Source organism: Microbulbifer marinus, from assembly GCF_900107725.1.
In the GTDB taxonomy this organism is placed as follows: domain Bacteria; phylum Pseudomonadota; class Gammaproteobacteria; order Pseudomonadales; family Cellvibrionaceae; genus Microbulbifer; species Microbulbifer marinus.
The window spans coordinates 182,938-203,935 of record NZ_FNQO01000003.1; the positions used below are offsets into that span (position 1 = coordinate 182,938).

At 60.5% G+C, this 20,998-nt stretch carries 17 protein-coding genes; 12 read left to right on the top strand and 5 right to left on the bottom strand.

Annotated features, from left to right (window positions below):
- Positions 1-9: 9 nt before the first annotated feature.
- Positions 10-813 carry a putative RNA methyltransferase gene (locus BLW36_RS12790; protein WP_091389163.1) on the bottom strand — a complete coding sequence of 268 codons (804 nt, stop codon included), beginning with the start codon at positions 811-813 and terminating at the stop codon, positions 10-12.
- Positions 810-2,444 carry a GMC family oxidoreductase gene (locus BLW36_RS12795; protein WP_091389166.1) on the bottom strand — a complete coding sequence of 545 codons (1,635 nt, stop codon included), beginning with the start codon at positions 2,442-2,444 and terminating at the stop codon, positions 810-812. The genes BLW36_RS12790 and BLW36_RS12795 overlap by 4 nt, the downstream gene beginning before the upstream one ends.
- 85 nt (positions 2,445-2,529) lie before the next feature.
- Between BLW36_RS12795 and BLW36_RS12800 the strand changes: the two genes are divergently transcribed.
- On the top strand, positions 2,530-3,231 hold the full coding sequence (locus BLW36_RS12800) for a class I SAM-dependent methyltransferase (protein ID WP_091389170.1): 702 nt from the start codon (positions 2,530-2,532) through the stop codon (positions 3,229-3,231).
- Here the strand turns inward: BLW36_RS12800 and BLW36_RS12805 are convergent.
- Complete coding sequence (locus BLW36_RS12805) at positions 3,228-5,927, bottom strand: family 20 glycosylhydrolase (protein WP_091389172.1); 2,700 nt, start codon at positions 5,925-5,927, stop codon at positions 3,228-3,230. The genes BLW36_RS12800 and BLW36_RS12805 overlap by 4 nt on opposite strands.
- Before the next feature lie 474 nt (positions 5,928-6,401).
- Between BLW36_RS12805 and BLW36_RS12810 the strand changes: the two genes are divergently transcribed.
- Positions 6,402-6,890, top strand: coding sequence for a pepsin/retropepsin-like aspartic protease family protein (locus BLW36_RS12810; RefSeq protein ID WP_170833211.1), 489 nt, complete (start codon positions 6,402-6,404; stop codon positions 6,888-6,890).
- A 68-nt stretch (positions 6,891-6,958) separates the two neighbouring features.
- Complete coding sequence (locus BLW36_RS12815) at positions 6,959-7,450, top strand: RDD family protein (protein WP_091390237.1); 492 nt, start codon at positions 6,959-6,961, stop codon at positions 7,448-7,450.
- A gap of 65 nt (positions 7,451-7,515) precedes the next feature.
- Here the strand turns inward: BLW36_RS12815 and lptG are convergent, their stop codons facing one another.
- Together lptG and lptF are read right to left on the bottom strand one after the other, a co-directional pair.
- Positions 7,516-8,577, bottom strand: a complete 1,062-nt coding sequence (gene lptG, locus BLW36_RS12820; RefSeq protein ID WP_091389176.1) for an LPS export ABC transporter permease LptG — start codon at positions 8,575-8,577, stop codon at positions 7,516-7,518.
- Positions 8,570-9,703, bottom strand: coding sequence for an LPS export ABC transporter permease LptF (lptF, locus tag BLW36_RS12825; protein ID WP_091389179.1), 1,134 nt, complete (start codon positions 9,701-9,703; stop codon positions 8,570-8,572). Before lptF ends, lptG begins: the two co-directional genes overlap by 8 nt.
- A 184-nt stretch (positions 9,704-9,887) precedes the next feature.
- Here lptF and BLW36_RS12830 point away from each other — a divergent pair, with 184 nt between their 5' ends.
- The 9 genes from BLW36_RS12830 (at position 9,888) to nuoF (ending at position 20,974) form a co-directional block, all read left to right on the top strand.
- Positions 9,888-11,354: a leucyl aminopeptidase gene (locus BLW36_RS12830; RefSeq protein ID WP_091389181.1), complete on the top strand. Its 1,467-nt coding sequence runs from the start codon at positions 9,888-9,890 to the stop codon at positions 11,352-11,354.
- 138 nt (positions 11,355-11,492) lie between these two features.
- Positions 11,493-11,915 carry a DNA polymerase III subunit chi gene (locus BLW36_RS12835; protein WP_091389185.1) on the top strand — a complete coding sequence of 141 codons (423 nt, stop codon included), beginning with the start codon at positions 11,493-11,495 and terminating at the stop codon, positions 11,913-11,915.
- Positions 11,916-11,943: 28 nt separating this feature from the next.
- Positions 11,944-12,798, top strand: coding sequence for a hypothetical protein (locus BLW36_RS12840; protein WP_091389188.1), 855 nt, complete (start codon positions 11,944-11,946; stop codon positions 12,796-12,798).
- A 128-nt stretch (positions 12,799-12,926) separates the two neighbouring features.
- Positions 12,927-15,701, top strand: coding sequence for a valine--tRNA ligase (locus BLW36_RS12845; protein WP_091389191.1), 2,775 nt, complete (start codon positions 12,927-12,929; stop codon positions 15,699-15,701).
- 391 nt (positions 15,702-16,092) lie between these two features.
- Positions 16,093-16,521: an NADH-quinone oxidoreductase subunit A gene (gene ndhC / locus BLW36_RS12850; RefSeq protein ID WP_244506253.1), complete on the top strand. Its 429-nt coding sequence runs from the start codon at positions 16,093-16,095 to the stop codon at positions 16,519-16,521.
- Between the two features lie 20 nt (positions 16,522-16,541).
- Positions 16,542-17,189: a NuoB/complex I 20 kDa subunit family protein gene (locus BLW36_RS12855; protein ID WP_091389198.1), complete on the top strand. Its 648-nt coding sequence runs from the start codon at positions 16,542-16,544 to the stop codon at positions 17,187-17,189.
- 80 nt (positions 17,190-17,269) lie between these two features.
- The gene (gene nuoC, locus BLW36_RS12860; RefSeq protein ID WP_091389201.1) at positions 17,270-19,075 is read left to right on the top strand and encodes an NADH-quinone oxidoreductase subunit C/D; all 1,806 of its coding nucleotides are present in this window, start codon (positions 17,270-17,272) and stop codon (positions 19,073-19,075) included.
- 23 nt (positions 19,076-19,098) lie between these two features.
- Positions 19,099-19,710: an NADH-quinone oxidoreductase subunit NuoE gene (nuoE, locus tag BLW36_RS12865; protein WP_091389204.1), complete on the top strand. Its 612-nt coding sequence runs from the start codon at positions 19,099-19,101 to the stop codon at positions 19,708-19,710.
- Entirely contained in the window at positions 19,688-20,974 is a 1,287-nt protein-coding gene (nuoF, locus tag BLW36_RS12870) for an NADH-quinone oxidoreductase subunit NuoF (protein ID WP_091389207.1), read from the top strand. The genes nuoE and nuoF overlap by 23 nt, the downstream gene beginning before the upstream one ends.
- Positions 20,975-20,998: the final 24 nt, after the last annotated feature.

Here is a 20,998-nt window from a genome sequence, read left to right on the forward strand (position 1 = left end):
TCCGTTCTGTTATTTCTTACAGATCAACCTGCGTACAACGAAGTCGGCCTCCAGCTTCAGGCTTTCCCGCAGCTCGAGTTCGCGGCGCACGTCACTGTTGCCCTTCCAGGCAAAGGGTGTCATAGCGAGGAAATCTGCTATGGCTTCGCGGCCCTGTAATTTAAACGGAAAACAGCAGCGCAGTTCCACCTCGGGAACGAAACCCTCCACCGGCTTGGGCGGCGCATGTTGACGCGGCTCGTCATAGAGTGCCGACTTCAGCGGCCACAGGTGCTCCGGCCCCGGCGCTACGTCCAGCAGGGAGCCGCCCGGGTTCAGTACACGCTGCATTTCCGCATCCGCCGCTGGCGCAAATACCCGTAACAGGTGGTCGACACTGTCCTTTGCCAACGGCAACTCCACACTACTCGCTACGACAAATTGCGTATCGGCCTGACTCTTTGCCGCCATGCGTATACCGGCCTTGGAAATATCCACGCCAGCCAATGCCTGCGCCGGCCAACCGGCCTCCTGCAACTGGCGCGGGTAATAGCCCTCACCGCAACCAATGTCGAGCAGCTGGCGACCCGGCGCATAGGGCAACAGCGCCACGATCGCCTCCACCAGCGGCCGGTAAATACCGGCCTCGAGGAAGCGGTGCCGCGCCTGTAACATTTCCGCGGAATCACCGGGCTCCTTGCTGCGCTTTTTATTCACCGGCAGCAGATTGACATAGCCCTCACGGGCGCAGTCAAAACTGTGTCGATTGGTACAGCGCCAAGTGCTATCGCCGATTTCCAGGGGTAGATGACAGACAGGGCATTGCCAGATCATTCTGCTTCCAGGGATTCAGGTTGCTTTGATTGAGCGGCCGGCTCCTTGCGCAGAATCAAATCCGCAGCCTTCTCCGCGATTGCGATCACCGGCGCGTTGGTATTGCCGCTGATCAGGGTGGGCATTATGGAGGCGTCCACCACGCGCAGTCCATTGACGCCGTGGACTTTTAACTCTTCGTCGACTACCGCCAGATCATCACGGCCCATCTTACAGGTGCCCACCGGATGATAGATGGTTTCTGCATGGCGACGTATAAATCGCTTGATGGAAAGCTTGCTCATCAGCGGCTTTGTCGGCAGCCACCAGCGCTGATGGTAGCGCTGCAAATCAGACCGCAGCAGGATGTCACGGGCCATCTCGAAGCCTTCCATCATCACCGCCATATCTTCGGCGTCACTCAGATAATTGGGCTGAATCAATGGCATAGAGCGGGGATCATTATTAGCCAGTGTTATTTCGCCGCGGCTCTTTGGGCGCAGCGCACAGGCGTGTAGTGAATAGCCGTAACCGCCCGGTTTTTTCAGACCGTGTTCAAAAAGCGGTGCGGAGGTCAGGTGAAACTGAATATCCGGGTTTCCGCCCGCCCTACTGGAGCAGGCGAATCCGCCCGCCTCGGCCACGTTGTTGGTCAGCGGGCCGCGATTGAGGAACAGCAGCTCGGGCAGGCGCAGCGCCGTCTGCAACTTCGGCAGAAAGGACTCGGAAAAGGTCACCGGCTCCGAGGCCTGCACCACCTGGGTAATGTCCAGGTGGTCCTGCAGGTTTTTTCCCACCCCCGGCAAATGCGCCTGGGGCACGATGCCGAACTCTTTCAATTCCTGTTCCGGGCCGATACCGGAGAGCAGCAACAATTGTGGCGACTGAATCGCGCCGGCGCAGAGCAGCACTTCCTTGTTGGCCAGTATGCGCTTGCCATTCAGCAGCTCCACACCAGTCACCCTGTCGCCCTTGAACAGCAGGCGCGCGGCCTGACTGCGGGTGAACACACTCAGGTTGGGACGGTTTTTCACCGGATGCAGGTAGGCAGCGGCAGCCGAGCAACGCCGGCCGTTTTTTTGCGTTACCTGATAAAAGCCGACGCCGTTCTGCTGGCTGGCGTTGAAATCATTATTGAGCCGATGACCGGCGGATTGGGCTGCGCGCACAAATGCGCGCCCGGCCTCGGTCTTCCACCTCAGGTCGGACACTTTCAGCGGGCCGTAACCGCTGTGGTGCGCGTCGCTGCCGCGTTCGTTGCCTTCCGACAGCAGGAAGTACGGCAGCATATCGCGCCATCCCCAGCCGGGATTACCCGCCGCCTCCCAGGCATCGTAGTCGGCGCCATTGCCGCGGATGTAGATCATTGCATTGATTGAGCTGCTGCCGCCGAGAGTGCGACCGCGCGGCCAGAAGAGCCGGCGCCCTTCCAAGTGCTGCTGTGGCTCGGTGTAGTGATGCAGGTTGTAGCGCTTGCCCGGCACCAGGTAGCCGATCCCCGCCGGCATGCTGATCAGCAAACTGCGATCGGAAGGTCCCGCCTCCAGCAGGCACACGCGGTGCTGCTCATCGGCACTCAGGCGGTTGGCCAGCACGCAACCGGCGGAACCGCCACCGACAATTACATAGTCGAATACCATTTGGCGGGGCATAGGCTCTCTGCTCTTTTTGTTGTTGGAATGGCCCTGACGGTACACTCGGCAACTGCGAAATCACAAGGCGTCACGGCAGTAACCGATGAGCGATTCCGAATTCAGCGATAAAAAAATCCTGCAAAGCTGGCACAGCAATGCGGCACCCTGGATCCGGGCGATCGATGGCGCCACAATCGCCAGCCGCAAACTGGTTACAGATGGAGCAATTGTAGCTGCCGTGCTGGATCACCGGCCCGGCTCAGTCCTCGACGTCGGCTGCGGCGAGGGCTGGCTGGCGCGGGCGCTGGCCATCAACGGCATCGAAGTTCTCGGGATCGACGCCGTGCCGGAGCTGCTCGAAGCGGCGCGGCGGCGCGCCGGGCCCGGGGAGAGCTATCGGCAGCTCTCCTATGAGGCGCTGGCCGCGGGCGAGCTGCGGCAACGGTTTGACTTGATGGTGTGCAATTTTTCCCTGATCGGCGATACGTCCGTAGCGCGACTGGTCGCCGCAGCACCGGCACTACTGAACCCCGGCGGGCACCTGCTGGTGCAGACGTTACACCCGCTGGTCGCCTGCGGCGACACCGAATACCGCGATGGCTGGCGGCACGGTTCCTGGGACGGTTTCAGTGAGGATTTTCGCGACCCTGCCCCATGGTATTTCCGCACGCTGGAATCCTGGCTGGCGCTGTATCGCCGCATTGGACTGGAATTGGTCCTGGTGCAGGAGCCCCTGCACCCGGAAACCGGCAGACCCGCCTCACTGATCCTGAGCGGACGAGTCTCTGCCGATAATCGCGTCTAGCGCCGGGCAGTGCTCGGCGCTAGCTCCGGCACGACGGCGCGGCCGGCACGGCGGCTATCGGCGCTGCGGGCGCGCAGCGCTTTTACCGCGGCGGCAGGCACCGGATCTGCCAGCAGCTGCCAGCGCTCGCCATCAAAGTACTCCAGATCCAGGCCGGGATACGGCAGCGCCATCAGCAGCTGACCGTTCTCGACCAGCGCGCCCGGCACTGGCACCCGGTAGCCCACGCCGCTCAGGTCGAGCTTCAACAGTTCCTTGTTGCCGAGCGCGGCGGCAAAGTCCCGCCAGTCCGCCTGCAGCGCGCGCTTGTCCACCGCACTGGTTTCGGCGGAGAACTGCTGCCCCTCGACCAGCGGCAGCTCCCAGTCTGCCCGGTGCCAGGCGCGTTCTGCCAGCGCCAGCAGGCGCGGGAAAATCATGTATTCCACCTGGGCGTCGGTGCGCACGACTTCGCTCCACAGCTGCCCCTGGATGCCACGCACCCGTTCGGCGAACTCCGCCGCGGGCGATGTCGCCGACCAGCTGTTGCCGTCGCGATTGGTGGAAATTTCCGCCAGTTGCGCGGTGTTCAGCGGCGCATAACTGAAAGTTTTCTTGGTCGGGGTATGGCGCGAGGCCCAGTAGTAGCCGCTTTCCTTCGGGTCCACTTCGTAGGGCATGTCGAAGTAGAGGAAATCCGAGTGCGACTGCACTACGTCGAAACCGGCGTCCGCCAGGTGGCCGCTGTGTTCCGTTCCGCCCCACGGCAGCTGCTCCCAGGAATTCACATAGTTGTCCGCGGTAGCCAGCGCCTTATTCGCGTCATCGATGTGTTTGACGCCATCGTGCCAGGCCGCCATGGTCGCAATGCCGGCCTCAGCCACCAGGCCGCTAACCCGCTTGGCGTAATATGCGCCCAGCTCCTCGATAGACGCGGCGCCGCCATTCGCTACCAGTTTCTGACATTGGGGTGAGCTGCTCCACGGCTGCTGGCGCGCCTCTGCCACTACATCGCCCTTTTCCGGGTCGCTGCCCGGGGCGTCCTCGAAGCTGTTGCCGGCGAGGATGTTTTTTGCCTCGTCGCCACCGAAGTGCCAGCTGGTCAGCGGGCTGCCGGCGGCGAGGTGCATGGCCTGCACTTCGCGAATCAGCTTGCCGACAAAACGGTAGGTGGAATCGAGGCAGGGGTTGATATAGCTATCGTCGTAGAACTGTACCGACAGATACCGGGTGTCGTCCTTGGGATCGAGCAGGCGATATTCACCGGCTCCCTGCGGATCCTGCTCCTGCAGCCGGCGATAGCGCGCCTCCATGGCCACGATTGCCGCACGGGCGTGCGCTGGCATATCGAATTCGGGCACAACCTCGATATGGCGCGCCGCGGCGTAACGGACGATCTCGATATAGTCATCGACACTGAAATAGCCGCTGCCGTTGTTGTCACTGTTGGGCCCCGAGCCCAGCTGCGGCAGCAGACAGCGGGTTTCCGTCAGGTCGAAGCAGCGCTGGCTGCCCACCTCGGTCAGCTCCGGCAGGCCCGGGATCTCCAGGCGCCAACCCTCATCGTCCGACAGGTGGAAGTGGAAGCGATTGAGTTTGTAGGCGGCCATCTGGTCCAGCAGCTTCAGCACCACCTGCTTGCTGTGGAAGTTACGGCCCACATCCAGGAACATGCCGCGATGCGGGAAGCGCGGCGCGTCCTCCACCTCCACCCGCGCCAGCGTGCGGCTCTTCACATCCACCAGCGCCAGCAGCGACTGCAGACCATAGAAAGCCCCCGCCTGATCGTAACCGAGCACTTCCGCACCGCGCTCGCCGACCGCCAGCCGGTAGGCGCCGGGGGTCTTGTCGACAAAGGCCGCCCCGTCGATGTCCACCCGCACCGGATAGGCACCGGGCCCGGTCGGTGCCAGCTGCAACTGCTCCAGGCGCTGGCGGAAGGCGTGCAGGCTCGGGCTGGCCAGCGGGCCCGCGTCCACGGCGATCCCGGTAGTGAGTGCGAATGGCTCGCCGGAGGTCTGTACCCACAGCGGCTGCGGAATAATACGCGCGCGCCAGCGGTCGTCCGCCGCGGGCGCGTCCGCGCTATATTGGGCGTAGCGGCTCTCGGCCGTGGCCAGCACATTGGCATCCGCCACGGCGCGCTTCCAGTTATCCGGATTGTTCTTGTTGATCGGCAGCACCAGCGCCTCGATGCTGTCGCTGTCGGTGGACTCAATCACGCGGGCGGTACCCTCGCCATCGACGGTGAACAGCCGCGGCATAAAATCGGACTCGAACTGCATCCAGTACTCGGCGAGAAAGTCCAGCTCGAGGAGTTCACCGGCGCCAATTCCGGTGAACTTATCAGTCGGCACCAGGCGATGCAGGTCGCCCTTGACGTGCTCCAGCAGGAAATCATCGCGGTTCCGCAGGCTGAGGGTGCGACGCACGCTGTGGAAGTAGAGCGTCCAGTCGCGCTCCTCGGCGCCGATGGCCGGCCCTTCATTGATCAGGTTGATCCGGTAGGTGGAGCAGATAGCGCCGCTGCCCCCGGCGCGCTTGCAGTCGGCCCGCAGGGCCGCATCCACGCCCTGGAAGTTGGTCAATACTTCCTGCGTCACCGAGAAGTTCTGCGCAATCTGCTCGGCGGCCGTGACTGCGCCTCGATCCGGTTCACTGCAGGCGGCAACAAGACCACCGAGGGCCAGGGCGAGGAAAAATGGGGCGCGGGTCATGACTGTTCTCTTATTTTTGTCTGAGAACGCCACCTTAACGAAAAAGACAGCGCTGTCAACCGCTTCACCGCTAAATCCATCGACAAAGGGATCACAACTCGGAGGACGTCCGCGTCACGACCCAAAGGCAAGGTAAGTGAGAATGAGCAGACAGTTACGCCGGCACCTAGGGTCGATGGAAAGCGCGACCTAGATCAAGTTTTCATTAGAAGGGAGGCTGTATCGTAAAAAGCGACAATAAGAAACTTTGGCGCTCTGCTTCGCACTGCCGCAAGCAAATGAGCAACAATGAGAAAACCCAGCAGTGATGCCGCCTCTGGCGCAGTGACCGCCTTTCTGGCGCTGTCCACAAACTCAGGTTGCATTGGGCGACGAAGTTATGCGATACAACAGTTCATTAAGGGTGAACCATAATAAATTCAACGGCTGCTGATCAGCCGTTTGGCTAAGAAGTAGACGCCCGGGGTAGACGACATGGAACATTGCAGTTTTCGATTCCGTACCAGCAAACACCTGCTAGCCGTGTTTAGTCTGCTGTTGTTGCCCGCCGCCAGTTCCTGTCTCGCCGATGAGCTGTTTATCCCCGATTCCAGTAGCGCCCTGAACCTGCAGGCCGACGGGACATTTTTCATTGACAGCGCTTTCGGTATGGACAATGTGGCCCTGTACGAGTCGGCGGAAAACCTGCGCAACAATTCCATGGGCTTAGTGCACCGGCGCCTGAACTACCAGTGGCTGCAGATGCACACCAATCCAGACCAGTTTCAGCCCGTCACCGGCGGCAAAGCCCTGAATGAAATCCTGAAGATGGGCTGGCAGACCTACCGCGAAAAGAACCGACGCAAGCTCGACAACGGCCTGATGCGCTATACCAGCGGGCACGGCAAGATCGGCAAGGCGTTCGATTACGACGTGCGGCTGTCCGACGATAAATTCAAGTTCTCATTCGAGTACGAGTTCTAAACTCCAACTCCAGTATCAATTTCCGGTTTGTTAGAATCTCCGCCAATTCATACTTGGCGGAGATTGCCGTGAGCACCCCAGACACCCCCACTTCCTTTTCCCAACTGCCCCGCGCGAGCGTCGGTCGGCGCCTGGCCGCACTGGTTTACGATGCACTGATCATCATGGGACTGCTGATGGTGTACGGCTTTGTCGCGATGCTGGTGGCATCGGCCGTGGTCGGCCTGAACTGCCAGCCCGAGGAGCTGGACTACAACCCCTGTGTCAGCGGCCCGCTGTTCCAGCTGGGCGGGCTGGCAGTCATTGCCGGCTACTTCTTCTGGTCCTGGCGTGCGGCCGGCCAGACGATCGGCATGCGCGCCTGGCGCCTGCTGCTGGCCAGCCCCGGCGGCGTCCAGCTTAGCTGGCGCCAGTGCGTGTTGCGAGCGGTGACTGCCCCCCTGTCCCTCACCTGTTTCGGCCTTGGCTATTTCTGGGCGTGGACCCGCGCCGACCGGGCCAGCTGGCACGACATCATCTCGGGCTCTGAAGTGCGGCTACTGCCGAAGAAGAAAAAATAAAGCGGAAAACAGTTATTGCGACCGATTCGCGGCCGGAAGTGATTCTGGCCGCCATACCACCCCACTCAGCGGGCCCGCTTGAGCAGCAGCCACCCTACCAGGAAACAAAACAATATCGGCACTAAGACCGCAATAAACGGCGGGAAGCCGAATACCAACGAGGATGGCCCGAGCATATCCTGCATGGTCTGGAACACTATGCCCACGATCACACCGGTAAACACCCGCAGACCAGTCGTCACCTCCCTCAATGGACCAAAAATAAAGGAGATGGCCACCATGACGAGGCTGGCGATGGTCAGGGGTTGCAGCAATTTCTTCCAAAACTGCAGCCAGTAACGGCTGGAGTCCTCGCCCTTGCGATCGAGGAACGTACCATAGGACCACAAGTTTCGCGGCGAAAGATCCGACGGCAACGGTACGACCAGGGCAAAAAGCTCTGGCGATACATCTGTATGCCATTCACTCTCCGTAGTCACCTCGCTCATGGATCTCTCGGCCGTAAAGGTGGTGGCGCGGCTGTTTTCCAGCATCCACTCGTCGCCGCCAAAACGGCCGCGCTCGGAGAATTCCACCCGTTGCAGCTCGCGCTCCTCGCCAAAGCGGTAGCGGGTAACGCCGTACAGCACACCGTCGGGCAATGCCGCATTGAAATGAACGAACTCGCCGCTGTCCTTGAGCCACAAGCCCTGCTCCAGGCCGCTGGCTTCGAGCTCCCCAAGCTCCCGGGCCTTGAGGTTTTCCGCCACCTGATTGGTCTTGGGAATAACAAATTCCGCCAGCGCCAGTCCCAACATGATCAATAAAAGAACGGGCTTCATTACCGCCCAGGCGATGCGGCCGATGGAAACGCCGGCCGCCCGCATGACCGTCAGCTCGCTGGTACCGGCGAGCGTGCCCAGCCCCACCATGCAGCCCACCAGCGCCGAGAAACCGAGCTGGTCGTAGATACCATCCGGAATCTTCCAGGCTACATACTGCAGCACATCGATGAACTGGTAATCGGCCTTCATCTCGCCCAGCTCATCGACCATGGCAAAGATCACATCCAGGCCGACAATCACCAGCAGTACGGCACCGACGGCCAGTGCGATAGTGCGTCCGATATACAAATCCAGCTTACGCATCTGCTGATCCTCCGGACTGCTCTGCCGACGGGCGCTTCGGGCGCCGGCGCCAGTTACCGCCACCGAGCAGGATCAGGCCCAGGATCAGGAACGGGGGATGCACCAACCATATTGCAGCCGGATTGCCGATCTTGCCGTCTTCGATGGCTCCACGCACCCCCTGCAGAATGACCAGGTAGGTGATGTACAACAGCACTGCAGGCATCATCTTGGCGTAGCGTCCCTGGCGAGGATTGGTGCGCGACAGGGGTACTGCCAGTACAGCCACCACCATCACCAGTACCGGCAGGCTAAAACGCCAGTGCAGAAAAGCGCGCTCTTGGGGCATATCGCTGCGCCACAGGTCGAGCGTCGATGTGGCTTCCATCCGATCGCCCCAATTACTGCGCTTTTGCTGAACCTCCAGCTGCACCTCGTAACTGGTGAACTTCATCAAACGGTAATCCCGCTGCCCCGGCACCCCCTCATAGCGGTAGCCATCGCGCAGTACCAGGTAGCGTAGCCCGGTATCCGGATCAATCTCTTGTACCCCTTCCCGCGCCAGGATCACAATCTGCTGGTCGGCCTCGGTTTCCGCACTGGAACTACCCAGTTCAGCAAGAAACACCTCGTGCATCGTGGATTTGTCTTTGCTGAGGGAATCCGCGTAATAGACGGCCCTGTTACCCTCGGTGGCGACAAATTTCTTCGGCACCAGATGATCGAATTCGCTACGCGACTTATCCGCCGTCAGCAAGCCAGACGAACGTTCCATACCTGTCGGCGAGAAATAGAGGCTCATTGACGCCACCACCAGCGCCACCATAAAGGCCGGCGCCAATGTGTACATCAGCAGGCGCCGCTCACTGAAACCACAAGCGTGCAATACCGTCATTTCACTTTCGATATACAGGCGGCCGTAGGCGAGTAGAATGCCGACGAACAGACCCAGCGGCAGCACCAGCTCCAGGAAACTGGGCATTCGATAGCCAATCAGGGAAAAAAGGATATTGGCCGAGAGATCGCCAGCAGCGGCCTCCGCCAGGTATTTCACGAAGCGGCCGCTCATCACCATCAACATCAAAACAGCGCTGACTGCCAGCGTGGCGAAAAGCAGCTCGCGGCAGAGATAGCGGAAAATAATCACAGGACGAACGGATTCCTTGGCGACAGCGGTGTGATGAATTGTGGATCAAAAAATGAGCAAGTTCCCGCCGAATACAGCAATCCAGCAGCTGGCGGGTTAAACTTGTGCGGCGCATTATCGCCAAAAATATTTGCAATGTCTCGGCTCAGAGCCATTGATTCAGGTTAATAAAGGAAAAGGAATTATGCAGTTCTCTGCGAAGGTCTCCGATATCAGCAAGCAGCGCAACGCATGCGCCATTATTTCAGCAGATGCCAAAAACCGCTTTAGCGCCAGTGGTACCGCTCTGGACCAGGCAACGAATGGTTTTATCGGCAAAGTGCTGAAGCGCGGCGACCTCGGCAGCAAGCTCGGCAGTACCCTGCTGTTGAATCTGGTGGATGGCCCGGCAGAGCGTGTGCTGCTGGTGCGCGGCGGTGACGGCATACTGAGCCAGGCGGAATTCCGCAAGCTGGCCAAGGCCAGCGCCAACGGTGTCAAAGGCTATAAGGACGCCACCAGCTACCTGACCGAACTGGAAGTTACCGACGCCGACAGCGCCTGGCAGGCGCAGCAACTGGCACTGGCTGCCGGCCTCGCCACCTACAAATTTACCCGCTGTCACAGCGAGGCCAAGGGCAATCCGCTGGCCAAGTTCACCGTGCACGCGCCGGAGCGCAAACAGCTGAAGGCCGTGCAGCGCGGTGTGGAGCTGGGCGCGGCCCAGGCCGCAGGCAGCAATGTGGCGCGCGAACTGGGCAACCTGCCCGGCAATATCTGCACGCCGACCTATCTAGCCTCCGAAGCGCGCGCACTGGCCAAAAAACATGCGAAATTGACCACCACCGTGCTCGACGAGAAGAAAATGCAGTCCCTTGGCATGGGCGCCTTCCTGAGCGTTTCCAAGGGCAGCGATCAGCCACCGGCGCTGATCGCCATGCAGTACAAGGGCGGCAAGGCCGGCGATAAGCCGGTGGTGCTGGTCGGCAAGGGCATCACCTTCGATACCGGCGGCATCAGCCTCAAGCCCGGCCTGCAGATGGACGAGATGAAGTTCGATATGTGCGGCGCAGCCAGTGTGTTCGGCGTGATGAATGCGCTGCTGGAGCTGCAGCCGGCCATCAACGTGGTAGGACTGGTTGCGGCGGCGGAAAATATGCCCAGCGGCCGCGCCAGCAAGCCCGGCGACATTGTCACCTCCATGTCGGGCAAGACCATCGAGATCCTCAATACCGACGCCGAGGGCCGCCTGGTGCTGTGTGACACCCTGACTTACGCCGCCAAGTACAAACCCGAAGTGGTGATCGATGTCGCCACCCTCACCGGAGCCTGTGTGATCGCGCTGGGCAACCACGCCACCGGTCTCTATGCGAACAAGGACGAACTCGCCGCAGAACTGCTCGCCGCCGGCGAGCGCACCGGCGACCGAGCCTGGCAAATGCCGCTGTGGGACGAATATCAATCATCGCTGGACTCCAATTTCGCCGACATCCAGAATATCGGCGGCCGCGAGGCCGGCTCCGTGACCGCGGCCTGCTTCCTGGCCCGGTTTGCCGAAGATTACACCTGGGCGCACCTGGATATTGCCGGCAGTGCCTGGAATTCCGGCGGCGCCAAGGGCGCAACCGGCCGTCCGGTGCCGCTGCTGGTGGAATACCTGCTCGGCAAATAAACCCAGCCACAGGCAGCCGGGCCAGCGCCCGGCCGCTGTTGTTGCGCAGGGGCGTCGGCGGGAGGGAGCCCGGCGACGATCCCCGGCGACAGAATTGAATCGATCCACAAATCAGCCCCCAGCCGTATCGGTAACACAATGACCCGCATCGATTTCTACGTACTCCCATCCGCACAACCCGCAGAAGCCGATATCTTCGCCTGTCGCCTGGCCGAGAAGGCCTATCGCAGCGGCCTGCGGGTGCTGCTGGCGGTAGACGACAAGGCGCGGGCGGATCAGCTGGATCAGTTATTGTGGACTTTCCGCGAGGACAGTTTCTTGCCCCACGCCCCGCAGGGCGCGGAGCAGAACGCCGCCGTGGAGATCAACTGCGGCGAGGATCCGGGCATGCACCACGGCCTGCTGATCAACCTGTGCAGCGAGGTGCCCGGCTGGTTCAGCCGCTTCGAGCGGCTGGCGGAAATCGTCGTGCAGCAGCCGGACGTGCTGGCGCGGTCGCGATCGCGCTTCAGCCACTTCCGCGATCGCGGATATCCGTTACAATCCCATAAAATCAATTAATCCTTGGTAAGCAGCCACTCACACAGCTATGGCCGGTCGAAAGAACAAGCACAAACAGCGCGGACACCAGCGCGGGCAGTCCGGTGACCTGCTCAACGAGCTGAACTCCCTGCGCGACCTGCTCGGCAGTGAAGAGCTTGGCGACATCCCGCTGCTGGACCAGGTCGCGTCGCCCGGCCAGCCGCCGGCGTCAGCGACGCCGCCGGCGAGCCCCCGGCCACCGGAACCACTGGACGAGATCGACCTGCCGATCCTGTTCTCGCCGGTCGACGAGGAACCCTCCGAGGATTACCGCACCGAACTGAACGAATCCGACCTCAAGTTGCTGCGTCCGCTGCAGGATCTGCCACCGGCCGACCTTGGCAGCGAGTTGCCGACCGCAAAAGAACAACCCCAGCCGACGCCGGGTGCGCGCAAGCGGGCGGTACTGCAGGAACAACAGCAGGAACTGTTCGCACCCCCCGCGGCAAGCCCGGTCGGGGAGAACCCCTTCTTGCCCGAGCATATCCGCGCGCGGCTGACGGGTGGTCGCGTGCCAAAAAGCGAGGACCTGGCGCCGGAGCCAGCTCCAGCCGATGTCACCCTGATTCCGGAAGAATTGCTCGATACAGCGCCCGCAGCCGCCAGCACGGAGGCGCTTGCCCCCAATTCTGTACCAGTCGAGCTGCCGGCAGCGGAAGCGCGGGACCCGGAGCCACCGGCAGCCGAACCGGGGCAATCAGAGCCGGTAACGGAGTCCGCGGACGCAGCTGCCCTCTCGGCGCGCCAGCGCGAGCGCCAGCAGCTTGTCGACCGTTTGGTGGCCAAGCAGCTGCCGGTGTTGGAGCGCCAGCTGCGTGCCCGTATCGAGCTAATGCTCGACGAACTGGAGGCAAGAGACTAACCCGCCTTTTGCCGCCTTGACCCCAGCGGTATAATTCCCGCCTTTTTGGCGCGGCCAGAATGTTTGCCAGACTATTCTGAGCCCACATAGCGCGCCTGCAGTCAGTTAACACAAGGTTTCCCACCCGCATGGACAAAACATACCAGCCCAACGCCATAGAACAGCAGTGGTACAAAACCTGGGAGGAGAGCGGCTACTTCAAACCTTCCGGCGATACCGAAGCCAAGCCCTACTGCATCATGATCCCGCCGCCGAACGTCACCGGCAGCCTGCACATGGGCCACGGTTTCCAGGAATCCATCATGGACGCGCTGATCCGCTACCACCGCATGCAGGGGGATAACACTTTGTGGCAGGTCGGCACCGACCACGCCGGTATCGCCACTCAGATGGTGGTCGAACGGCTGCTGGCGGCCGAAGGTAAGTCCCGTCACGAACTGGGCCGCGACAAGTTCATCGACAAGGTGTGGGAGTGGAAGGAAGAGTCCGGCGGCACCATCACCCGCCAGCTGCGCCGTCTCGGCGCCAGCCCCGACTGGTCCCGCGAACGCTTCACGATGGATGACGGCTTCTACAAGGCAGTGCAGGAAGTCTTTATCCGCCTGTACGAGGACGGCCTGATCTACCGCGGCAAGCGCCTGGTCAACTGGGATCCGAAACTGCACACCGCAATTTCCGATCTCGAGGTGCTGAACGAGGAAGAACAGGGTCACCTGTGGCACTTCCGCTACCCGCTGACAGATGGCTCCGGCCACCTGGTCGTCGCCACCACCCGCCCGGAGACGATGCTCGGCGATACCGCAGTGGCCGTACACCCGGAAGACGAGCGCTATAAGCACCTGATCGGCAAAACGATCAAGCTGCCGCTGGCCGAGCGCGAGATCCCGATTATCGGCGACGATTATGTCGACCGCGAGTTTGGCACCGGCTGCGTCAAGATCACCCCGGCCCACGACTTCAACGACTACGAGATGGGCCAGCGCCACAACCTCGAGATGATCAACATCCTCGACGCGGACGCCAACCTGAATGACAACGTGCCGCAAAAATACCGCGGCATGGAACGCTTCGCCGCCCGCTCACAGATCGTCGACGACCTGGACGAACTCGGCCTGCTGGAAAAAATCGATCCGCACACGTTGAAAGTGCCGCGCGGCGACCGCTCCGGCGTGGTCATCGAGCCCTGGCTCACCGACCAGTGGTATGTGAAAACCCAGCCGCTGGCGGAAGAAGCCATCAAGGCCGTGGAAGACGGCAGCGTCAACTTCGTGCCGAAGAATTACGAGAACATGTACTTCTCCTGGATGCGCGATATCCAGGACTGGTGTATCTCCCGCCAGTTGTGGTGGGGGCACCGCATCCCCGCCTGGTACGATGACGAAGGCAATGTCTACGTTGGCCGTAGCGAGGAGGCGGTGCGCGAGAAGCACAAGCTCGGCACCGATATCCCTCTGCGCCAGGACGACGATGTGCTCGACACCTGGTTCTCCTCCGGCCTGTGGACCTTCGGTACCCTGGGCTGGCCGGCAGACACCGAAGAACTGAAAACCTTCCACCCAACCTCTGTGCTGGTAACCGGTTTCGACATCATCTTCTTCTGGGTCGCACGCATGATGATGCTGACCCTCTACTTCAAGAAGGAAGTGCCCTTCCACACCGTGTACGTGCACGGTCTGGTCCGCGACAGCCACGGCCAGAAGATGTCCAAGTCAAAGGGCAACGTACTGGATCCGATCGACCTGATCGACGGGATCGACCTGGAAAGCCTGGTGCAGAAGCGCACCACCGGCATGATGCTGCCGCACCTGCAGGAGAAGATCGAAAAGCAGACCCGCAAGGAATTCCCGGAAGGCATCGCCGCTTACGGCACCGATGCGCTGCGCTACACCTATTACTCCCTCGCCTCCACCGGCCGCGATATCAAGTTCGACGTCGGCCGTATCGAGGGTTTCCGCAACTTCTGCAACAAGATCTGGAACGCATCGCGCTATGTGCTGCAGAACTGTGAGGGCCATGACTGCGGGCAGGACGGCAGCGGCGATTTCGAACTCACTCTGGCCGACCGCTGGATCATCTCCCAACTGCAGCGCACAGAAAAAACGGTGCGCGAGGCGATGGATACCTATCGCTTCGACCTGGCCTCGCAGGCACTGTATGACTTTATCTGGGCCGAATACTGCAGCTGGTATCTGGAGCTGTCCAAGCCGGTGCTGTGGGACGAATCCGCCTCCGGCGCAGTGAAAAAAGGCACCCGCCGCACCCTGATCCGTGTGCTGGAGACGGTCTTGCGCCTCGCCCATCCGCTGATGCCGTTTATCACCGAGGAGATCTGGCAACGCGTGAAGGAACTGGCCGGCAGCCAGGGCGATACCATCATGCTGCAACCCTACCCTGAGCCCAACGAGCACAAGATTGACTCCGAAGCGGAAGCGGCTATTGCCTGGCTGAAGCAGGTGATCGAGGGAGTGCGCAATATTCGCGGAGAGATGAATATATCTCCGGCGAAGAAAATTCCATTGATTCTCCGCGGCGGCTCCGCGCGTGACAAGGAACTGCTGGAGCAGGCCCGCAGCCTGCTGATCAAGCTCGCCAGTCTCGAATCCATCGACTGGCTGGAAGCCGGTGAGAGTGCGCCCGCTTCCGCCACGGCGCTGGTCGGCGATATGGAGCTGCTGGTACCCATGGCCGGCCTGATCGACGTGCAGGCCGAATCCACGCGCCTGCAGAAGGAAATCGACAAGCTGGCGAAGGAACTCGGCCGCGTGGAAGGAAAACTCCAGAATCCAAAATTTGTCGACAAGGCGCCCGCGGAAGTGGTCGCCAAGGAAAAAGACAAGCTGGCCGATATGCAGAGTGCCCAAGCGCGCCTGCAACAGCAACTGGAGGAAATCAGCAAGCTCTAGTGGCGTGAATATTTTCCTGCCAGTCAATAACGAAGGGGCCTAGCGCCCCTTTTTTAATTCCGCAACGCCCGCCCACGGCACCTGTGACGTCAAATATTACAGAATTCGCTCTCATTAAAAGTTGCGTCTTTAGAATTAATCGTTCCTTACCCTAACTGGCGCTATCCCCGTCAAAGATTTATAAATCAGGCAGTGTTTCGTTTTGCTTCGCGCCGCAAATTATTTCTGCGCCAGCAGAGAACAACAAAAACAAGTAAATTTCCGCCAACTCGCTCCCGCCAAAACGGGAACCAAACCTGCAATACAAAAAGAGTTTCGAGGTTTCTTTTAACGCCGTTGTATCAGTGATGAACCCGGGCAAGCGCCCAACAGCAGATCGGGGAGAGAGAAGTTGAATTACCCAACCCAATTCGACCCGGCCATGCAATTAACACAACTGTGGCCACTGATTGTCTATTGCCTTGCGGTTCTGGGATTGATCGCGCTGATGCTGGGGCTCTCCTACTTCCTCGGACAGCGCCGCCGCGACCCCGCCACCGATGAACCCTATGAGTCCGGCATCGTCTCCCAGGGCAGCGCGCGGCTGCGACTATCCGTCGCCTACTATCTCGTTGCCATTCTGTTTATCGTCTTTGACCTGGAAGCCATTTACCTGTTCAGCTGGGCTATTGCGTTTCGCGAGGCCGGCTTACTGGGATTCGTCGAGGCGACTATTTTTATAGTGATACTGCTGGTCGGACTGATTTATCTATGGCGCCTGGGCGCACTGGACTGGGGCGGAAAGCAGCAGAGCCGGATGGAATCCGGAGACAATCAATAAAGAATAATTAAGGAATCATCATGCGCTGGCAGTTAACCAAAGCGGACGACTTGATCGCAGCGAGTGACAAAATTACCGACGAAGAAATCTTTTCTGAGGAAGTCAAAAAAAATATTCTTCTTACCAAACTCGAAGACCTGGTAGCCTGGGGTCGCGCCAACTCGCTGTGGCCATTCAATTTCGGCCTCTCCTGCTGTTACGTGGAGATGGCCACCGCCTTCACCAGTCGCCACGACATCTCCCGCTTCGGTTCAGAAGTGATCCGTGCCACACCACGCCAGGCAGACCTGATCGTTATCTCCGGTACCGTATTTATCAAAATGGCACCCGTGCTGCAGCGACTCTACGAGCAGATGATGGAGCCGCGCTGGGTCATCTCCATGGGTTCCTGTGCCAATTCCGGCGGCATGTACGACATTTACAGCGTGGTTCAGGGTGTGGACCGCTTCCTGCCGGTCGACGTCTATGTACCCGGTTGCCCACCGCGTCCGGAAGCGCTGATGCAGGGGCTGACGCTGCTGCAAAAATCCATCGCCGCCGATCGCCGCAGCCTCAGCTGGGTGGTCGATGAACAGGGTGCGCGCCAGGTGCCTAAACCCAGCCAGCGCGACCTGCACCGGCAAGAGCGTATGCAGGCAGACAAATTGCGCGCGCCGGACACCGTATAACAAGCGCGGTACGGGCAACCCAGTCGACGAAAATTGATCCGGAAAATAACAGGACAAAAAGTCCAAAATTGGAAAACTCTATGAGCGGTGTAATCGCAACCAGCGTTTACAAGCAGTCCCCTTACCGGGCTGAGGCGGAAGCCTTTATCGGCGATCTGCGTCAGGAATGCCAGCAAGAGAATTACTGGCTGCAGCCAGATTGCCTCGACATGCCCACGCTGTGGATCGATGCGCAGGCACTGCTGCCATTGCTGCGATTCCTGAAATCTGAAATATCCCGGCCCTTTGCCATGCTTTACGACCTCAGCGCCATTGATGAGCGTCTGCGTATGAATCGCGGTAAAGGTCCTGCGCAACAGCCGGCGAGTGATTTCACCCTGGTGTATCAGCTGCTGTCGGTGGAGCGCGATCTGTTTATCCGTATCAAGGTCGCGCTGGCGGAATCCCACTTGTCTGCGCCGTCTGCCACTTCCGTGTGGTCCAACGCCAACTGGTACGAGCGGGAGGTCTGGGATCTGTTCGGCATCGAGTTTGTCGGCCACCCGCACCTGCGTCGCATCATGATGCCGCCGACCTGGCAGGGACACCCACTGCGCAAAGATCATCATGCGCGCGCTACTGAAGTGGATCCATTTACGCTGACTCCGGAGAAGCAGCAAGTGGAGCAGGAGGCGCTGCGATTCCGGCCCGAGGACTGGGGCATGGCGCGCGCCAGCGACAGCTCCGAGTTTATGTTTCTTAACCTGGGGCCGAACCACCCCAGTGTGCACGGCGTTTTCCGTATCGCTCTGCAACTGGACGGCGAACAGGTTGTCGACGCGGTACCGGATATCGGCTACCACCACCGCGGCGCAGAAAAAATGGCCGAGCGCCAGGCCTGGCACACCTACATGCCCTACACCGACCGTATCGACTACCTCGGCGGTGTCATGAATAACCTGCCCTACGTGCTGGCACTGGAGCAGCTCGCCGGTATTCAGGTGCCCCCGCGGGCACAGACCATTCGCGTGATGATGTGCGAGTTCTTCCGCATCGCCAGCCACCTCGTTTTCTACGGCACCTTCGCCCAGGATGTCGGGCAGATGTCGCCGGTGTTCTACATGTTCGTGGATCGGGAAAAGCTGTTCGGCATCGTCGAGGCAATCACCGGGGGGCGCATGCACCCGGCGTGGTTCCGCATCGGCGGCGTCGCGCAGGATCTGCCTGAGGGCTGGGACAGGATGGTGCAGGAGTTTCTCGACTACATGCCCGCGCGCCTGCGCGAATACGACGGCATGGTGATCAAAAACAAACTGTTGCAGAAACGTACCCGCGGTATCGGCGTCTACGACACCGCCGAGGCGCTGGAGTGGGGTATCACTGGCCCCGGCCTGCGCGCCACCGGACTCGAGTGGGATCTGCGCAAGAGGCGCCCGTACAGCGGCTACGATCAGTTCGAGTTCGACATACCCACTTACGACGGCGGCGACTGTTTCGATCGCTGTCGCGTGCGTGTCGACGAGATTCACCAGAGCCTGCGCATCATCCGCCAGTGTCTCGACAATATGCCCGGCGGCCCCTACAAATCCGATCACCCGCTGACCACACCGCCGCGCAAGGGGCGGACGATGCTGGACATCGAGACACTGATCCAGCACTTCGTCAACAACAGTTGGGGACCGGTCATGCCCGCCGGTGAAACCTGTTTCCCGATAGAGGCCACAAAGGGGCTGAACAGCTACCAGATTGTCAGCGACGGCGGCACCACCTCTTACCGCACCCGGATCCGCACGCCGTCCTTCCCGCACCTGCAGATGATCCCGTTGATGTCGCGCGGCCTGCTGGTGGCAGATCTGATTGCGATTATTGCCAGTATCGACTTTGTCATGGCGGATGTGGACCGCTGATGTGAAGGCTTGAGGAAGCGCACATGTCCAGTATTTTCGAACCGGAAATCATAGAAGTAATGGAGCACAGCAAATCGGGCCAGGGTAAACCTACTGCCAGTCTGAGCACGACGGAAAAAGAGGAAATCGACCGCGAGTTTTCCCACTACGAAGACAAGGGATCTGTGGGGCTGGAGGCACTGCGTATCGTGCAGAAGCACCGCGGCTGGGTTTCCGATGAGAGCCTGCACGCCGTCTCCGCCTACCTCGATATTCCCGTTGCCCAACTGGAGAGCGTCGCCACCTATTTCCAGCTGATCTTTCGCCAGCCGGTCGGCAAGGAAGTGATTTTCCTGTGCAAGAGTGCCAGCTGCTGGATTATGGGCTGCAACCGCCTGCAGGAAAAAATTCAAAACAAATTGCAGATCAAACCTGGCGAAACAACCGAAGATGGAATCTTCACCCTGCTGGAAACCCCGTGCCTCGGTGATTGCGACAAGGCTCCGGTGATGATGGTTGGCGAGGAGATGCACCGCAACCTCACCGAAGCCGACATCGACGAGATTCTCGATAACAAGGCCAATATCAACCGCGCTGAAGGCTGCCGCCATAACCACGCTGAAGGCTCTCGCCATGCAGACAAATCCGCTGACTAATCCGCTCACCAAGAATATCGGCCCGCACAACAGCGCCACAGATATCGGTCACTATCGGGATAACGGCGGCTACCGAGGCTGGCGTAAAGCACTGGATATGGCGCCGAAGGATATCGTCAAGCTTGTTCAGGATGGCGGCCTGCGCGGGCGCGGCGGCGCTGGCTTCAATACCGGCCTGAAGTGGAGCTTCGTGCCCAGTGGCGAGGACAGTCCGGCGGTCAAATATCTGGTGTGCAATGCGGATGAAATGGAGCCCGGTACTTTCAAGGACCGGCTGCTGATGGAGCGGGACCCACACCTACTGCTCGAAGGCATGGCGATCGCCGCCTATGCGATCGAGGCGCGCACCGCCTACATTTTCATTCGTGGTGAATACCATCTCGCCGCAGCGAGGCTGCAACAGGCGATTGCCGAAGCGACGGAACAGGGTCTGCTGGGTTCAAATATCCAGGGTGGAGATTACAGTCTGGAAATCCATCTGCACCGTAGTGCCGGCAACTATATCTGCGGTGAAGAGACGGCGCTGCTCAATGCGCTCGAGGGTCGGCGCGCCGTGCCCCGCGCGAAGCCGCCCTTCCCGCAGGTCAGCGGCCTGTGGGGCAAACCCACCGTCGTCAACAATGTGGAAACCTTCTGCAATATCCCGCACCTGATCGACATGGGCGCCGAGTGGTACCGCAGCCTCGGACGCGGCGAGGACGCCGGCAGCAAGCTGTTCGGTGTCAGTGGCAAGGTGAAGAACCCCGGCACCTGGGAGCTGCCGATGGGCACTCCTGTCCGCGAAATCATTGAGCAACACGCCGGCGGCATGCAGGACGGCCTGCAACTGAAAGGCTTCCTGCCTGGTGGTGGCTCCACGGATTTCCTCGGCCCCGAGCACCTGGATGTGCCGATGGATTACGACGCTATCGGCAAGGCCGGCAGCCGCATGGGTACCGGCACCATCATCGTGCTCGACGACCACACCTGTCCGGTCGGACTGGTACTGAACCTCTCGCAGTTCTTCGCCCGCGAATCCTGTGGCTGGTGCACGCCCTGTCGGGACGGCCTGCCCTGGGTGGTGAAAATTCTGCAACGCATAGAAAGCGGCGAAGGCCGACTGGAAGACCTGGAGCTACTGCGCGAGCAGGCCGGGCGCATGGGGCCGGGCAACACCTTCTGCGCACTGGCGCCCGGCGCCGCCGAGCCGCTGCAGAGCGCGCTGAAATTGTTCGAACAGGATTTTGTCGATCATATAGAGAAAGGCTGCTGTCCTTTCGCGTAACAGCAGCCTTGCCGAAAGCTTACA

Coding starts and splice junctions, on each gene's coding strand:
- BLW36_RS12845 (WP_091389191.1), top strand. CDS start 12,927: ATGGACAAAACATACCAGCCCAACGCCATAGAACAGCAGTGGTACAAA.
- nuoC (WP_091389201.1), top strand. CDS start 17,270: ATGAGCGGTGTAATCGCAACCAGCGTTTACAAGCAGTCCCCTTACCGG.
- BLW36_RS12800 (WP_091389170.1), top strand. CDS start 2,530: ATGAGCGATTCCGAATTCAGCGATAAAAAAATCCTGCAAAGCTGGCAC.
- lptG (WP_091389176.1), bottom strand. CDS start 8,577: ATGCGTAAGCTGGATTTGTATATCGGACGCACTATCGCACTGGCCGTC.
- BLW36_RS12790 (WP_091389163.1), bottom strand. CDS start 813: ATGATCTGGCAATGCCCTGTCTGTCATCTACCCCTGGAAATCGGCGAT.
- BLW36_RS12795 (WP_091389166.1), bottom strand. CDS start 2,444: ATGCCCCGCCAAATGGTATTCGACTATGTAATTGTCGGTGGCGGTTCC.
- BLW36_RS12835 (WP_091389185.1), top strand. CDS start 11,493: ATGACCCGCATCGATTTCTACGTACTCCCATCCGCACAACCCGCAGAA.
- nuoF (WP_091389207.1), top strand. CDS start 19,688: ATGCAGACAAATCCGCTGACTAATCCGCTCACCAAGAATATCGGCCCG.
- BLW36_RS12810 (WP_170833211.1), top strand. CDS start 6,402: ATGGAACATTGCAGTTTTCGATTCCGTACCAGCAAACACCTGCTAGCC.
- BLW36_RS12805 (WP_091389172.1), bottom strand. CDS start 5,927: ATGACCCGCGCCCCATTTTTCCTCGCCCTGGCCCTCGGTGGTCTTGTT.
- BLW36_RS12840 (WP_091389188.1), top strand. CDS start 11,944: ATGGCCGGTCGAAAGAACAAGCACAAACAGCGCGGACACCAGCGCGGG.
- nuoE (WP_091389204.1), top strand. CDS start 19,099: ATGTCCAGTATTTTCGAACCGGAAATCATAGAAGTAATGGAGCACAGC.
- BLW36_RS12830 (WP_091389181.1), top strand. CDS start 9,888: ATGCAGTTCTCTGCGAAGGTCTCCGATATCAGCAAGCAGCGCAACGCA.
- BLW36_RS12855 (WP_091389198.1), top strand. CDS start 16,542: ATGCGCTGGCAGTTAACCAAAGCGGACGACTTGATCGCAGCGAGTGAC.